A 15,592-nucleotide genomic window follows, 5' to 3' on the forward strand; every position below is an offset into this window, starting at 1 on the left:
ATATCAACACAATGGGGGCCAGCAGGCCCCCTTCGTGTCAGAGCCCCGAAAGGGAATCGAACCCTTGACCTTCTCCTTACCATGGAGACGCTCTGCCTACTGAGCTATCGGGGCAACGAGCGGAACTTTAGGTGGCTGGGATCTGCTCTCGCAACTCCCACCCCCGTGAACTCCCTCACTGCGGGGCGCCCCTGCGAACAGGGGCCTGACCACCGAGGTGGCCATGGTGGCGGGTGAGGGATTCGAACCCCCGTAGCTTACGCGGCTGATTTACAGTCAGCTCCCATTGGCCGCTCGGGCAACCCGCCTTGCTCCGCACCCGACCCACCAGGGCCGCGTTCGTTGCCGTGGAAGAATAGCAAGCGGACTCCGGTGGGCGCCAATCCGGCCCGTAGGACGCTGCTCACACGCAGCCCCACCATCCCGTGCCACCCGCCGTCGCCCGCTGACGGCAGGCCGCCAGCCCGTGGCGGGGCAGCAGCGCAGCAGGCGCAGGCAGCCCGGTAACCGCCCCCGCCCGGGCAGACCCGGCTACCATCCCAGTGACCCCGTCGTCGGCGCGCACCCGCCCGCCACCCAGGCACCAGGCAGAAAGGGCAGACCATGGCAGCAGACTCCTCCTTCGACGTCGTCTCCAAGCTGGACCGCCAGGAGGTGGACAACGCCGTCAACCAGACCGCCAAGGAGATCTCCCAGCGCTACGACTTCCGGGGCGTGGACGCCGCCGTGTCGCTGGCCGGGGACACCATCACCCTGGAGGCCAACTCCGCCGAGCGCGTGCTGGCGGTCCTGGACGTGCTGCAGTCCAAGCTCTTCCGCCGCGGCGTGTCCCTCAAGGCCCTGGACCTGGGCGACAAGGAGCCCCGGCCCTCCGGCAAGATCTACAAGCTGGTCTGCCCGCTCAAGGAGGGGCTGAGCCAGGAGGTCGCCAAGAAGATCACCAAGGCCGTCCGGGACGAGGGCCCCAAAGGCGTCAAGGCCGTGATCCAGGGCGACGAGGTGCGCGTTTCCTCCAAGTCCCGGGACGACCTGCAGGCCACGATCACCCTGCTCAAGGGGCTCGACGTCGACGCCGCCCTGCAGTTCGTCAACTACCGCTGAGCGACTCAGGCAGGATAGGGCGGTGCTGCCCTTCCAGACGCCGCAGGCTCCTCACCTGGGCCACAGCACAGCGGTCATGACCACCAGCCGCTTGGCGGCGCACACGACCAGCTGCTCAGTGCCGAATCTGGCCTCTGAGGGATCAAGCTGGGCCTGGTCCACCGCCAGGACATAGTCTGCGTCCGCCGGTGCCACCTCCTTGAACTCCGCGCCCAGCGGTACCAGGTGGTGCAAGGCGGGGTGCACCGGGGGCAGCAGCTCCGCCACCGCCTGCGCGGCCTCCTCAAGGGCCTGGGCAGGCTCAGGAGACACCTCCAGGACCGCGTGCATCCAGACGGGCCGGTCCGGGTAGGGAAGGTCAACACGGCCCTCAGCCCATCCCTGGCCGATAAAGCTGCCGCTCACGATTCCCAGGCCAGGCATGAGCCTGATAGGGCCCTTCATCTCAGTGGAGACCGTGACCGGCTCCACCACGTGCTCAGTGAGCTTGGCGAAGCGCTTGTCCGGCTGTTCTCCCCGCCGCCTCCCACCAAGGAGACCGGCCGGAGTCGCACAACCCACCAGGAGCGCCGACACTGCCGTGGCACCAGCCAGAGTGAGACACCGCCTACTCAGGGTTGACATCGGTCACCTCCATGAACCTCGACCAGGTTAACAAGGCAGGCCAGCGCGAGCTGCCCGGCAGCGGGGGCAGCTCTCCCCGTGCCCAGGCTCTCCCGCCCCCGCAGCCCTGAGGCAGGCCTCGGCACCGGGCTCCAGCCGGGGCCACCTGGGCGTCGGGGACCGCAGGTGCCACGCCCTGCCTCAGTGCTCCTCACAGTGGCCCTCACCATGGTGGGCGCCAGCGGAGCGCCCCCTACACTTACGCCCCATGCTGACCAAGCTACTTACTCTTGTCCGTGCCCACCGTCGTGCCACTGCCGCCGTCGCCGCCGCCTGCCTGGTGGCGGCCGGAGTGGCCCTGGCAGTGTTCAAGCCCTGGCTGCTGCTGGTGGACACCACCGTCAACGACACCCTGCCCGTTGCCGCCGCGCCCGCACCCAAGGCGCCCAGCAGCTCCGCACCAGCCTCCGAGGCCTCCGAGGCCGCCTCCGACGACGCCACCGCGGCGGCAGACCCCCAGGGTCCAGCCACGCCCGAGGCCCAGCCTGCAGGCCCGGTGCTGGTGTCCACCGGGACCTTTACCTCCCACGAGCACACCACCACCGGCACCGCCAGCATCTACCGCCTGCCTGACGGGCGCCTACAGCTGGCACTGGCGGACCTGGCCACCTCCAACGGCCCGGACGTGCGCGTGTGGCTCAGTGCCGGGCCGGTGGTTGAGGGCTTCGCTGGCTGGTTCACCGCCAAGGACCACGCCCACCTGGACGTCGCCCCGATCAAGGGCAACCTGGGCAACCAGCTCTACGACCTGCCGGAGGGCACCGACCTGAGCCAGTGGCAGTCCGTGGTGCTGTGGTGCGAGGACTTCAGCGTGTCCTTCGGGGCCGCGCCCCTGGCCCCACAGGCCTGACCGGCCCCTGACCATACGAGAAGGATCTAGTCCCTGGTGGTGCCCAGGCCTTACGCAGGCCTGGGCACCGTCGTACCTGACGCAAGCGTGCTACCTGGCTCAGGTGTGCACCTGACTGGCGACCAGCAGCACCAGCCGCCCGGGGGGGCGCACACGGCCAGGTGCTGCGGGCGGCCCCGGCGTCGTCGTCCCCGCTGCCCCCTCAGGCGGACAGCAGGGTGAGGACAGCCTTGACCCGGCGGTGCACAGCAGCGTCCGGCAGCAGGCCGAGCTTGGCGAATATCCGCTGGGTGTGCTTCTCCACCGCCCCCTCGGTAACCACCAGCCGCCCGGCGATCGCCACGTTGGTGCAGCCCTGCGCCATCAGCTCCAGCACCTCCCGCTCCCGCGGGGTCAGCGAGGCCAGCGGGTCCACCCGGCGACCGCGCCCCAGCACCTGGGACACCACCTCCGGATCCAGCACCAGCTCCCCGCGGGCCACCCGCTCCACCGCCTCCAGGAAGGCGTCGATGTCAGTGACGCGGTCCTTGAGCAGGTAGCCCAGACCACCTCCGCCGTCGGTCAGCAGCTCAGGCAGGTAGCCCGCCACCACGTACTGGCTCAGCAGCAGCACCCGTGCCCCCGGCCACTGCCCACGCAGGCGCGCGGCAGCCCGCAGCCCCTCGTCCGAGTGGGAGGGCGGCATGCGGATATCCGCCACCACGACGTCGGGGCGCAGCGCCAGCGCCTGGGCGAGCAGGCTCTCGCCGTCACCCACCTCCGCCACCACCTCATGGCCGCCCTCCGCCAGGACCAGGGCCAGCCCCTGGCGCAGCAGCACGGAGTCGTCCGCGATCAGGACGCGCACGGCACCACCGCCTCCACCCGGGTCGGTCCTCCTGGCGGCGAGCTGAGCAGCAGCTGCCCGCCGACGCCCTCCAGCCGCTCCCTGAGCCCCGCCAACCCGTGCCCTTTAGCCAAGTCCGCGCCTCCGCAGCCGTCGTCCACCACCCACAGCCTCAGCCTGCCAGCCTCGTAGGCCGCCCCCAGCTCCGCCACGCTGGCACCGGCGTGCTTGTTGAGGTTGGCCAGGGCCTCGCTGGCCACGAAGTAGGCGGTCTGCTCCACGTGCTCCGGAAGGCGCGGCAGCTGCGCCTGCACCTGCACCGGCACCGCCGAGCGGCTGGCCAGGTCTGCCAGGGCGGCGGCCAGCCCCCGGTCCACCAGCACCGGTGAGGCGATCCCCCGGGACAGGCGGCGCAGATCGTCCAGGGTCTCCTGGGTCTGGGCAATGGCCCCGGCGATGGTGTCCTCAGCCGCCTGCGGGTCGCGGCGGAGCTGGCGCTGGGCGCGGGCCAGGTCCATGCCCAGGCGCACCAGACGCTGCTGTGGGCCGTCGTGCAGGTCCCTCTCCAGGCAGCGGCGAGCCTCGGACTCGGCGCGCCAGAGGGCGGCACGCGAGGTCTCCAGGCGGGCCACCTGGCTGCGGGAGCACAGCAGCGCCCGGGCCAGCAGCTGGTTGACCTTTACCAGCAGGCGCAGCACGTAGGGGGCGGTCAGGACGGCCAGCGCCCCCAGCAGCAGGTCGATGGCGCTGGCCCACAGCAGGACCGGTTCCAGGCCCAGTAGCCCGGCCAGGTGCTGGCTGCTGGCGTTTCCTGCCTCCGGGCCCGCCAGCAGCCGCAGCAGCGGCCCGACCGGGGCGAGGACGGCCGCCGTCACCCAGACGACCGCGATGCTCCAGGTAACCAGCGTCACCCCGAACCCGAGCACCACCCAGGTCAGGTCCAGCCAGCGCTGCGGGTCCCGCAGGGGCAGCAGGAGCCGCCGTAGCCTCCGGTCGCCTGGCTGGGGCTGCTGGTAGCCACCGGGCAGGTACTCGCTGCCGTCGACGGCGGCGACCGCCCACCGGCCGAGTGCGGCCGCGCGCGTGGCCAGCAGCAGGGTGCCCGCCAGCAGCGGCACCCCCACCCAGATGATGGTGGTGGAGGCGGCCAGCAGGCTCAGGGGCACCAGCACCAGGAAGGCACCTAGCAGGACCGGGCCGGAGAGCAGGAGGAAACCGGCGTCGCGCCCGGCCTGCCGGTAGCGCCTTTGCCAGCTATTGGTGTCTGTGTCGTTCATGGCTCCATGCTCTGCCTACGGCCTCCCGTCTCCCAGCCTGCCTGCTGGCGTGGAGGGGGTGGGGCCAGCCCGACACCGGCTACCTCCTGAGGCAGGCGGGCTGCGGGGTGCCGTCGTCGGGATGTGCCCCATGCTAGGCCGGGCGTCTGGTTGTACCCCATGACGGGTGTCGGCCTGTGTCCCTTGAAGGGCCGGGCGCTGGCCTGTGCCCCGGGCCGGGCGCTGGCCTGCCCCTCCTACCAAGCTTCGGCCTATACCACATGGCTGGCCGGGCGCCGTCGTCCCGCGCCCCGGAGCAGGCCTACCTGCCGTGAGTTATCCACAGACCAAGGTGGACCTTACCGAACTCGCGAGCCATATGTCCCGGTCTCGCGGAAAGGGATGGGTTAGTAGCCGGCCATCTGCTCCAGGCGGGCGATGCGCTGATCCATAGGCGGGTGGGAGGCGAAGAGGTTGCGCACCCGGCCAAAGGGGTTGGCGATCATCATGGCGGACAGCGGCTCCACCCGCGGGTCCTGGGGCAGGGGCGCACGCGCCACGCCCCCCTCCAGCTTGCGCAGCGCGGAGGCCAGGGCCAGCGGGTCGTTGGTGAGCACGGCACCGTCGTGGTCGGCGTCGAACTCACGGGTACGGGACACCGCCATCTGGGTGATCATGGCCGCCAACGGCGCCAGCAGGGCCACCAGCACCAGCACGATCGTGTTGCCCGCCTCCCGGCGGTCCCGCCCGCCCCCGAACCACAGCACCATGGAGGAGATGGAGGAGATGAGCCCCGCTATCCCGGCGGCTACAGAGCCCGTGAGGATGTCCCGGTTGTAGACGTGGGAGAGCTCGTGCCCCAGCACCCCGCGCAGCTCCCTCTCATTGAGCAGCTGCAGGATGCCCTGGGTGCAGCACACGGCGGCGTGCTGCGGGTCACGCCCGGTGGCGAAGGCGTTGGGGCTCATGGTGGGGGCCACGTACAGGCGCGGCATGGGCTTGCCAGCCACCTGGGACAGCTCACGCACCACCGCGTACATGACCGGCTGCTCGGCCTCGGTGACCTCCACCGCCCCCATGGAGCGCACCGCCAGCTTGTCAGAGTTCCAGTAGGAGTAGGCGGTCTGGGCCAGGCCGATAAGCGGCATGATGAACAGCCAGACGGAGGAGCCGGTGCCCTGGGCCAGCAGGTAGCCCAGCAGCACGAGCATCCCCCACATGCCACCCAGCAGGGCGGCGGTCTTCAGTCCGTTGTGGTGCTTGGTCACGGCACCAGCCTAGGCCCTCGGGCTGTGTACGGGCTGTGAGCCTGACCTGGCCGCGGCCCTGCCACTGTCTCCCGGCCCCCGTACGGACCACCGACGGCGGGGCCGGTGCTGCGGGCGCCGGACCAGCCCCCCGCCCTCGGCCCAGGCAGCCGGTCACAGCCGAGAGGTCCAGCCGCTCCGCCAGCCTCAGCCCAGCAGGTCAGCCACTGCAGCTACCGGCAGGTCCAGCGCCTGGCCGACCCCCGCGGTGTAGAGGCGGCCGTCATGGGTGCTCAGACCCCGCCCCAGCTCCGCGCTGCTCCGGCAGGCCTCCCGCCAGCCCTGCTCAGCCAGGGAGACGGCGTAGGGCAGGGTCGCGTTGGTCAGGGCGTAGGTGGAGGTGTGCGGCACCGCCCCGGGCATGTTGCCGACGCAGTAGAAGACCTTGCCGTCCACCTCGTAGGTGGGTTGGGAGTGCGTGGTCACGCGGGAGTCCTCAAAGCACCCGCCCTGGTCGATGGCGATGTCCACCAGCACGCTGCCGGGCCGCATGGACTGGACCGTCTCCCGGGTGACCAGCTTGGGGGACCGGGCCCCGGGCACCAGCACCGCCCCGATCACCAGGTCCGCCTGCACGCAGGCCTCAGCCACGTCCAGGCTGGTGGAGAAGCGGGTGCGGATCGCTCCCCCGCTGAGCTCGTCGATCTGGCGCATACGCGTAGGGCTGATGTCCATGACGGTGACCTCCGCCCCCATGCCCACCGCCACCCGGGCTGCGCTCAGGCCGGCGGTACCGCCTCCCAGCACCACCACCTGCCCGCGCCGCACCCCGGCGGCCCCGCCCAGCAGCACGCCCGCCCCGCCGCGGCTGCGCAGCAGGCAGTCGGCACCGACCTGGGTGGCCAGGCGTCCGGCGATCTCCGACATGGGGGCCAGCAGCGGCAGGGCCCCGCCGTCGGTGGCCACGGTCTCGTAGGCGACTGCGGTGGTGCCCGACTCCAGGAGCCGGAGGGTCAGCTCGCGGTCGGCAGCCAGGTGCAGGTAGGTGAACAGCACCAGGCCCGGGCGCAGGTAGGCGAGCTCGGAGGGCACCGGCTCCTTGACCTTGAGCACCAGCTCGGCGTCAGCCCACAGCGCGGCGACGTCGTCGGTGGTGGTGGCGCCTGCCGCCTCGTACTGGGCGTCGGTGATCCCGGCGCCCAGGCCCGCACCCTTCTGCACGGTGACCTGGTGGCCGCGCTGGCTCAGGGCGTGGGCTCCCGCAGGGGTGAGAGCCACTCGCGCCTCGTTGTCCTTTACCTCGGTGGGCACGCCAATACGCATGGTCCTGCTTTCAGTCGGGCTGCCCGCCCGCTCAGGTGCGGGCGGTCACCTACGAACATAGGGCAAGGCAGCCTGCGGCGCACCCCTACCCGGCCCGGTTGCCTCCCGCACCAGTCCCGTCCTGGTCCTTGACAGCCACCCTTAGCCTTACCGCCGCCCTGGAGCGCAGGCAGGCGGTGGACCGCAAGCCGCCAGAGACGGCCGGGAAGAGCAGGGCACCTGCGGGCGGACACAGCCCAGTCGCACAGGCGTCAGGCGGCCAGGAGTCAGTCGGCCAGGCGGTGGACCACCCGCTCGGGGACCCGGTCGACGTCGGGCTGGCCGATCAGGTCCTCAGGCGCGCCCAGGCCCCGGGAGATCGCGGTCATGGCGCTGCGGGAGACCACCTTGACGCGCTCGCGCGGCTTCATGGCCCCGCCGGTGACCTCGACCTCGCCGTAGCCCTCCCCGAGCTCTCGCTCATAGGCGTCCAGCAGCTCCCAGCCCTCCCAGGTGGTGAAGGGGACCTGCCGCTCAGTCAGCAGCGCCAGCATGGCGTCGTGGCCCACCTGGGCCTCGTCCTGCGTGCTGGCGTGCAGCAGCCCCGCCTGCGCGTCCGCCACCAGGTTGCCGATGGTCTCCTGGGCGTCGGACTTGGTGGAGCCGATCAGGCCCACGGGCCCGCGCCGCACCCAGCCGGTGGCGTAGACGCCGGTGATGGGGGTACCGTCCTCCCCCAGCACCCGGCCACCCTCGTTGGGCAGCACGTGGTGCTCGTGGTCGAAGGGCAGCCCCTCCAGCGGGCTGGAGGCGTAGCCGACCGCCCGGTAGACGGCCTGGCAGGGCCAGTCGGTGAACACACCGGTGCCGTGCACGGTGCCGTCCCCGTTCAGGGCGGTGCGCTCGGTGCGCAGGCCGGTGACGTGCCCCGCGGCGTCGGTGAGCACCTCCACCGGAGCCTGGAACAGGTGGATGTGGATGGCGTGGGAGGCGGTCAGGTCCTCCGGGTCCTGCATGGCGTAGCCCTCCAGGGCCTTGACCACCTGGCGCTGCTGGTTGGAGGCGGCCAGGGCGGCCTGGGAGCCCTCGTCGTACTCGAAGTCCTCCTCGTCCACCGTCACGTCCACGTCAGGCTGCTTGCCGAGCTCGCGCAGCTCCAGGGGGGTGAACTTGACCTGGGCGGGGCCGCGGCGGCCGAATACGTGCACGTCGGTTACGGGGCTGGCAGCCAGCTGCTCCGCCACGTTCTGCGGCACCTCAGTGACCATGAGGTCCTTGGCGTGCTTGGCCAGCACGCGGGCAATGTCCAGGCCCACGTTGCCCACGCCGATCACCGCCACCTCCTTGGCCTCCAGGGGCCAGGTGCGCGGGTGGTCGGGGTGGCCGTCGTACCAGGAGACGAAGTCGGCGCCGCCGTAGCACTCGGGGGCGTCCACGCCGGGGATGTCCAGGGGGGCGTCGGTGTCCGCACCGGTGGACAGCACGATGGCGTCGTAGTGCTCGCGTAGCTCGGCTACGCTCACGTCCCGGCCCACCTCCACGTTGCCGATCAGACGGATGTCGCCGCGCTGCAGGATCTTGTAGAGGGCCACGATAATCTGCTTGATGCGCGGGTGGTCGGGGGCGACGCCGTAACGCACCAGTCCGTAGGGGGCGGGCAGCCGCTCGAACAGGTCGATGCTCACGTCAAGCCCGGACTTGGACAGGATGTCGGAGGCGTAGATGCCGGCGGGGCCTGCGCCGATGACGGCGACGGAAAGCGGACGCGTGCTCACTGTTCTCAAGGTTCCTGACTCGAAGTGCGGTTGGGTGGGGCTGGGCAGCCCACTGCCAGTCTACGAAGGAAAGGCCGCAGGCCCCTTGCCAGGGACGGGCCTCCCGGCTTGAGCCGTGTCACTGCCGCCGGACAGCAGGTCCGCCCGGCCAGGCTCGCCCCTCCCGGCCAGACCCGCCGCAGCCCCTGTCCCCGCCCCAGGAGGAGCGGTCACCACCGCCCCGCCCGAGGGCGCACGCCAGGCCCCCTGCGCCTCAGTCCGCCTGGTCCGGGCCCACCCAGCCAATCGCCTGGTAGAAGCGGCCCGCGTACACGGCACCGTACTTGTTCAGGTCCCGCAGGTCCGCCGGCCCCACCCCAGGCCACTCAGGCGGCGCGGTCCACCAGCAGCCGGGCGAAGTACTCCATGCCCTTGCGCACCACCGCCACGCGGGTGGCGGCCTCGTCCAGGGCGCGCTGCCGCGCCAGCGGGTCCGTGACCCCGGCGGCGTCCAGGCGGCTGCTGGTGCCTGCGGCCACCGCCTCCTCCAGCCCTTTCAGGGCGTCCACGGCGTCCTGCGCCCAGGCGAAGGCCATCTCCCGGGTGCAGGCGACCACCGGGTGCTCCCGCAGGCGCGCGACCACCTGGGAGAGCACGGTGTCGTCGCTGAGGTCCTCGCTGGAGATGGTGGACAGGATGGACTGTCCGGCCGCGTCCAGGTTGCCAGCGGCCAGGGCCTGGCGCAGCAGGAGCACCGGCATGGTGTCCACGCCCTCGCGCAGGTCGGTGCCAGGGGTCTTGCCGGTGGTCTGCGAGTCGGAGCACAGGTCGATGACGTCGTCAGCCAGCTGGAAGGCCACGCCGATCTTCTCCCCGAAGCTCTCCACGATCTGCTCCGTGCGCGCCCCCGCGCCGGTGAGCATGGCCCCGTAGCGGGCGGAGACGGCGATCAGCGAACCGGTCTTGTCGGCCAGCACCTGGATGTAGTGGGCCACCGGGTCGGTGCCGGCCGGGCGTGGCAGGGTCTCGTGCAGCTGCCCGGTGCACAGGCGCTCAAAGGTGCGGGCGTGGGCGAGCACGGGCTCCGGCCCCAGGGCGGCCACCAGCTGGGAGGCGCGGGCCACCAGCACGTCACCGGTGAGGATGGCGGCGGAGTTGCCCCACACGGTCTGGGCGCTGGGGGCGCCGCGGCGCAGGGGGGCGTCGTCCATCACGTCGTCGTGGTAGAGCGTGGCGATATGGGTCAGCTCCACCGCCACCCCGGCGTCCCGGACACCCTCCCCGGTGGCCAGCTCGGGGTCCCCCAGCTGGGCGGTGAGCAGGGTCAGGGCGGGACGCAGGCGCTTGCCACCAGCTGCCGCGAGGTGTGAGGTAGGCGGGTTGATCGCCTCATCCGCACGGGAGACGACCTCCATCAGCCGGGTCTCTACCGCCTCAAGGGCCGGGGCGATCCGGTCCTCGAGATCAGGTGCGTCAAGCGGGATTGATCCGATCACGGCACGAGCATAGCGGCCTGCGCGAAGACCTCGATCACGGGCTGCGGCAGCACCCCCAGGGCCACGGTGAGCAGCACGGCGATCAGGACGGCGGCGCTGGTTGTGCCGTCCGAGGCCACCACGACGGCGCCTCCCTCCTGCGGCTCACGGAAGAACATCAGCACCGTCAGGCGCAGGTAGAAGAAGGCGGTGACGGCGGAGGAGACCACGGCGGCCACCACCAGCCAGATGGCTCCACCCTCCACCCCGGCCAGGAACACCTGGAACTTGCCCACGAAGCCCGCTGTGAGCGGGATACCGGCGAAGGACAGCAGGAGCACCCCCATGGCCCCGGCCAGCCAGGGGCTGCGGCGTCCTAGCCCCTGCCAGGCGGACAGGTTGGTGGCCTCCGCGCCGGGGGCGCCGTCGTGGTCCACCCGCACCAGGGAGATGATCCCGAAGGCCCCCACCGTGGCCACGCCGTAGGCCAGTGAGTAGAAGAGCAGCGAGACTATGCCCAGGCGGCTGAAGCCGATCACGCCGATCAGCATGAACCCGGCGTGGGCGATGGCGGAGTAGGCGAGCATGCGCTTGATGTCCGTCTGGACCACGCCCACGACGGTGCCCACCAGCATGGTCAGACCGATCACGGTCCACAGGAAGGGGGCCATGTCCCAGCCGAAGCCGCCCGCTACCACGTAGTAGAAGCGCACCAGCGCCAGGAAGGCGGAGGCCTTGACCCCGGCGGCCATGAAGCCGGTCACCGGGGTGGGCGCCCCCTGGTAGACGTCGGGGCTCCAGGCGTGGAACGGCACTGCCGCCACCTTGAACAGCAGGCCCACGGTCACTAGCACCACTCCGGCCAGTACCAGCCAGTCCCCGCCAGCCGACAGGGAGGAGTTGACGGCGGTGGCCACGCCGGCGTAGCTGATGCGCCCGGAGAAGCCGTAGAGCAGGGCGGCGCCCATGAGCAGGAAGGCGGAGGCGAAGGAGCCCAGCACGAAGTACTTCAGCGCGGCCTCCTGGGACAGCAGGCGGCGGTGACGGGCGGTGGCCGCCAGCACGTACAGCGGCAGGGAGATCAGCTCCAGGGTCACGAACAGGGAGATGAAGTCGTTCGCCATGGGGAAGAGCATCATCCCGGCCAGGGAGAACAGGGTCAGGGGATAGATCTCCGAGGTGGTCCAGCCCGCGTGCAGCGACTCGGTCTCCTCGGCGGAGCCGGGCCGGTCAGCGGCCTGGGCGGCGAAGGCGCCGTCGTTGGCGCTGGTGCGGTCCCCCATGACCAGCAGGGCCAGGAAGCCGATCAGCAGGAGCACGCCCTGGGCCGCGACCGCAAAGGTGTCCTCTGACAGTCCCCCGGCGATGTAGCCGATGGTGCCGCCGGTGGTGGCGGCCCACCGCGTGCCCACGGCCACCAGGCTGCCCAGGACCGCCAGCAACGCCAGCACCAATTGGACGGTGGGACGCACCTTGCGCGGGACGAAGGCCTCAACCAGCACGCCGAGCAGGGCGGCACCGGCCACGACGATCACCGGGGTGAGGGCGGACCAGGCGATAGACGGAGCGGTGAAGGTGCTCACTTGCTGCTCCCTTCAGAGGCAGTGGTGGGGCTGGCGGGCGCGGCGCTGCTGACGGCGGCTACCTGCTCGGAGACGGGGTTGAGCCCGTCAGTGAGCAGGAAGGGCGCCAGGCCAAGCACGAACATCGCGACGAGCACCGGCGCCAGCAGGGTCTTCTCCCGCAGGTCCAGGTCGGTCAGGCCCACCCGCTGGGGGGCGGGGGCGCCGGTGAAGACCCGCTGGTAGGGAAGCATGATGTAGACGGCCGCGATCACGACCCCGGCCGCCGCCGCCACCCCCAGGGGCACGGAGCGGGAGAAGGTGCCGGTCAGGACCATCCACTCCGGGACGAATCCGGACAGGCCGGGCAGGGCGATCGAGGCCAGGCCGGAGACCAGGAAGGTACCGGCCGCCACCGGCATGACCCGGGCCATGCCCCCGAGCTCGCTGATCCGGGTGGTGCCGGTGCGGCGTACCAGGAATCCGGTGGTCAGGTAGAGCCCGGCGATGGACAGCCCGTGGGCCACCATGTAGAGCATGGCGCCGGTGGCCGCCACCTGGGAGCCGATGAAGATCCCCATGACGATGAAGCCGAAGTGGCTGATGGAGGTGAAGGAGATCAGGCGGTAGAGGTCGTCCTGGCCGATAGCCAGCAGCGCCCCCCAGATGATCGAGATGGCGGCCAGCAGCAGCACCACCGGGGCGGCCCAGCGTGAGGCCTCAGGGAACAGGGGCAGGCACAGGGAGATCATCCCGTAGGTGCCGATCTTGTCCAGCACGCCGATCAGCAGCACCGAGGTGCCGGGGGTGGCCTGCTCGGCGGTGTCCGGCAGCCAGGTGTGTACCGGGAACATGGGGGCCTTGATGGCGAAGGCCACCATGAAGCTGATGAACATCCAGCGGGCCGTGCCGGTGGGCGCTGTCAGCCTGCCGGCCAGGGCGTCCACCGTGAAGGTGAGATCACCGGTGGGGCTGTAGAAGGGCAGGGCCACCACGCCGACCAGCATGACCAGCCCCCCGGCCAGGGAGTACAGCAGGAACTTCAGGGCGGCCCGCTGGCGGCCCGGCCCCCCGAAGCGCCCGATCAGGAAGTACACCGGGATGAGCATGGCCTCAAAGCAGACGTAGAACAGGAACACGTCGCGGGCGGAGAAGATCACCACCATGAAGGCCTCCAGCGCCAGGACCAGGGCGGTGAAGCCCCCCTGGCGGTCGGCTGGTACCTCGCCCCAGGAGGCGAGCAGCACCAGCGGCACCAGGGCGACGGCGAGCAGCAGCATCAGCAGGCCCAGGGCGTTGACCCCCAGGGCCCAGGAGATGCCCAGGGAGGGGATCCACTGGTAGGTGTCGGTCAGCTGGACCTGGGCCCCCTGGCTCATGTCGAAGCGCGTCAGGGCCCAGACGCCCAGCCCTAGGGTGGCCAGGGAGACGCCCAGCCCGGTCTCGCGGGCGTAGCTGCGCAGCCAGGGCAGCAGGCCCGCGCCCAGCAGCGGGAGGACCGCCATGATGGTCAGGATGTGTGCGTTCATCGAGTGCATACCTCTCAGAGCCTGGTGGCCAGGACGGCGATCAGGGCTAGGACGGTGCCCGCCAGCATGTAGCCCGCGTAGCTGCGCAGGTAGCCGGACTCGGTACGGCGCACCAGCTGTCCCAGGGCCGCGGTGCCTGTTCCCAGGCCCTCGACGGCGTTGTCCACCCCGAGCTCGTCGGCCGCGGTGGTGGCCCACACCAGTCCGGCACCCGGCCGCATGACCAGGCCCTCGTTGACGGTGTCCTGGTAGAGGTCCTGGCGGGCGGCCCGGACCAGGGCGTTGGTGGGCTGCAGGACGGTGGGCACCGGCTTCCTGACGTACATCAGGTAGGCGACGGCGACCCCGACGAGCACCAGGGCCAGGGTCAGGGCCATGATCACGGGGACCGGCAGCACCGGTTCACCGTGCTCGGCGTGCCCGGTGACCGGCTCCAGCCAGTGGGCAAAGGCGTCGCCGACGGACAGCAGACCGCCCAGGGCCACGGAGAACACGGAGAGGACCACCAGGGGGGCGGTCATCATCCAGCCGGACTCGTGGGGGTGGACCTCCCCCTCGACGTCGTCCTGGGTGGTCCAGCGGCGCTCACCGTGGAAGATCATGAAGAACAGGCGGGACATGTAGAAGGCGGTCAGCCCGGCCCCGAACAGGGCGATGCTGCCCAGCACCCAGGGGCGGGCCCCCTCCCCCACGAAGGCGGCCTCGATGATCTTGTCCTTGGACCAGAAGCCGGAGAAGGGCGGGATCCCCAGGATGGCCAGCCAGCCGATGCCCATGGTCACCCAGGTGACCTGCATGACCTGGGACAGGCCACCGAAGCGGCGCATGTCCACCTGGTCGCTCATGGCGTGCATGACCGACCCGGCCCCCAGGAACAGCTGGGCCTTGAAGAAGCCGTGGGTGAGCAGGTGGAAGATCGCGAAGGCGTAGCCGATGGGGCCCAGGCCCGCACCCAGCATCATGTAGCCGATCTGGCTCATGGTGGAGGCCGCCAGGACCTTCTTCATGTCGTCCTTGGCGGAGCCGATCACGGCTCCGAGCAGCAGCGTGACGGCGCCGATGACGGCGACGGCCAGCTGGGCGGAGGGCGAGGCCTGGAAGACCGCGCCGGAGCGCACCATCAGGTAGACCCCGGCGGTGACCATGGTGGCGGCGTGGATCAGGGCGGACACGGGGGTGGGGCCGGCCATGGCGTCACCCAGCCAGGCCTGCAGCGGGAACTGGGCGGACTTTCCGCAGGCCGCCAGCAGCAGGAAGAAGCCGATAGCGGTGGCCCAGCCCGGGGTGAGCACGCCGGTGGTGGCTGAGGGCAGCACCTGGGTGAAGGACACGGAGTGGACCTGGGAGACCATGGCCATCATGGCCAGCAGCAGGCCCAGGTCACCGACCCGGTTCATGAGGAAGGCCTTCTTGGCGGCGGCGGCGTTCTCCCGGCTGGTGACCTGCTCGCGCTGGGGGGAGTCGGCGTCGGCGGTGTTCCAGAAGCCGATCAGCAGGTAGGAGGCCACGCCCACGCCTTCCCAGCCGACGAAGACCACGATGTAGGAGGAGCCCAGCACCAGGGTGAGCATGGCGGCCACGAATAGGTTGAGGTAGGCGAAGAAGCGCCGCCGGTCCCGGTCGTGGGACATGTAGGCCACCGAGTACAGGTGGATCAGGGAGCCGACGAAGGTCACCAGGGCCACGAAGGTCAGGGAGAGCGGGTCGATGCGCAGGCCGACGTCGATGCTGAGGTCACCGGCGGAGAACCAGCGCCACAGCTCCATCTCCATGACCCGCTCCGCGGCGGGCAGGCTCAGCGACTGCGCGAGGATGGTCAGGCCCAGCAGGGCGGAGAAGACGGCGGCGGCCAGTCCGAGCCAGTGCCCCCAGGCGTCGCTGCGCCTTCCGGCCAGCAGCAGGACGGCGGCGGAGGCGGCCGGGACGGCGATCAGCAGCCAGGCCAGTGCGGCGGGGCCGTGTGCCGCGTGCACGCCAGCGCTGCCGGTGGCAGCGTGCGCCAGGGGTGCGAGGGCGGATGGGATCAT

General features: G+C 71.0%; 12 protein-coding genes and 2 tRNA genes. 2 read left to right on the forward strand and 12 right to left on the reverse strand.

Annotated elements, in window-relative coordinates; genetic code table 11:
• Positions 1 to 41 precede the first annotated feature (41 nt).
• A tRNA-Thr gene (locus tag JG540_RS08260) sits at positions 42 to 114 on the reverse strand.
• A gap of 110 nt (positions 115 to 224) precedes the next feature.
• Positions 225 to 308, reverse strand: a tRNA-Tyr gene (locus tag JG540_RS08265).
• Between the two features lie 295 nt (positions 309 to 603).
• Here JG540_RS08265 and JG540_RS08270 point away from each other — a divergent pair.
• Positions 604 to 1,101, forward strand: a complete 498-nt coding sequence (locus tag JG540_RS08270; protein ID WP_200275271.1) for a YajQ family cyclic di-GMP-binding protein — start codon at positions 604 to 606, stop codon at positions 1,099 to 1,101.
• 51 nt (positions 1,102 to 1,152) lie between these two features.
• Here JG540_RS08270 and JG540_RS08275 read toward each other — a convergent pair whose 3' ends face one another.
• Complete coding sequence (locus tag JG540_RS08275; RefSeq protein WP_200275273.1) at positions 1,153 to 1,662, reverse strand: hypothetical protein; 510 nt, start codon at positions 1,660 to 1,662, stop codon at positions 1,153 to 1,155.
• 310 nt (positions 1,663 to 1,972) lie between these two features.
• Between JG540_RS08275 and JG540_RS08280 the strand changes: the two genes are divergently transcribed.
• The gene (locus JG540_RS08280; protein ID WP_200275275.1) at positions 1,973 to 2,614 is read left to right on the forward strand and encodes a DM13 domain-containing protein; all 642 of its coding nucleotides are present in this window, start codon (positions 1,973 to 1,975) and stop codon (positions 2,612 to 2,614) included.
• A 202-nt stretch (positions 2,615 to 2,816) separates the two neighbouring features.
• Here JG540_RS08280 and JG540_RS08285 read toward each other — a convergent pair whose 3' ends face one another.
• The 9 genes from JG540_RS08285 to nuoL all read right to left on the reverse strand — a co-directional run bounded on the left by JG540_RS08285 (position 2,817) and on the right by nuoL (position 15,592).
• On the reverse strand, positions 2,817 to 3,461 hold the full coding sequence (locus tag JG540_RS08285) for a response regulator transcription factor (RefSeq protein ID WP_200275278.1): 645 nt from the start codon (positions 3,459 to 3,461) through the stop codon (positions 2,817 to 2,819).
• A complete protein-coding gene (locus JG540_RS08290) occupies positions 3,449 to 4,717 on the reverse strand; it encodes a sensor histidine kinase (RefSeq protein ID WP_200275280.1) in 1,269 nt (422 codons plus the stop codon). Before JG540_RS08290 ends, JG540_RS08285 begins: the two co-directional genes overlap by 13 nt.
• Positions 4,718 to 5,103: 386 nt before the next feature.
• The gene (htpX, locus tag JG540_RS08295; RefSeq protein WP_200275282.1) at positions 5,104 to 5,964 is read right to left on the reverse strand and encodes a zinc metalloprotease HtpX; all 861 of its coding nucleotides are present in this window, start codon (positions 5,962 to 5,964) and stop codon (positions 5,104 to 5,106) included.
• Positions 5,965 to 6,150: 186 nt separating this feature from the next.
• On the reverse strand, positions 6,151 to 7,266 hold the full coding sequence (gene ald / locus JG540_RS08300) for an alanine dehydrogenase (RefSeq protein ID WP_200275284.1): 1,116 nt from the start codon (positions 7,264 to 7,266) through the stop codon (positions 6,151 to 6,153).
• A gap of 266 nt (positions 7,267 to 7,532) precedes the next feature.
• Positions 7,533 to 9,020, reverse strand: coding sequence for an FAD-dependent oxidoreductase (locus JG540_RS08305; protein ID WP_200275287.1), 1,488 nt, complete (start codon positions 9,018 to 9,020; stop codon positions 7,533 to 7,535).
• Positions 9,021 to 9,385: 365 nt separating this feature from the next.
• Positions 9,386 to 10,495: a polyprenyl synthetase family protein gene (locus JG540_RS08310; RefSeq protein ID WP_200275289.1), complete on the reverse strand. Its 1,110-nt coding sequence runs from the start codon at positions 10,493 to 10,495 to the stop codon at positions 9,386 to 9,388.
• Positions 10,492 to 12,057, reverse strand: a complete 1,566-nt coding sequence (gene nuoN / locus JG540_RS08315; RefSeq protein WP_200275291.1) for an NADH-quinone oxidoreductase subunit NuoN — start codon at positions 12,055 to 12,057, stop codon at positions 10,492 to 10,494. The genes JG540_RS08310 and nuoN overlap by 4 nt, the downstream gene beginning before the upstream one ends.
• Positions 12,054 to 13,565: an NADH-quinone oxidoreductase subunit M gene (locus tag JG540_RS08320; protein ID WP_407648318.1), complete on the reverse strand. Its 1,512-nt coding sequence runs from the start codon at positions 13,563 to 13,565 to the stop codon at positions 12,054 to 12,056. The genes nuoN and JG540_RS08320 overlap by 4 nt, the downstream gene beginning before the upstream one ends.
• A gap of 14 nt (positions 13,566 to 13,579) precedes the next feature.
• Positions 13,580 to 15,592: an NADH-quinone oxidoreductase subunit L gene (nuoL, locus tag JG540_RS08325; RefSeq protein WP_200275293.1), complete on the reverse strand. Its 2,013-nt coding sequence runs from the start codon at positions 15,590 to 15,592 to the stop codon at positions 13,580 to 13,582.

The organism is Actinomyces weissii (assembly GCF_016598775.1).
Lineage (GTDB): Bacteria > Actinomycetota > Actinomycetes > Actinomycetales > Actinomycetaceae > Actinomyces > Actinomyces weissii.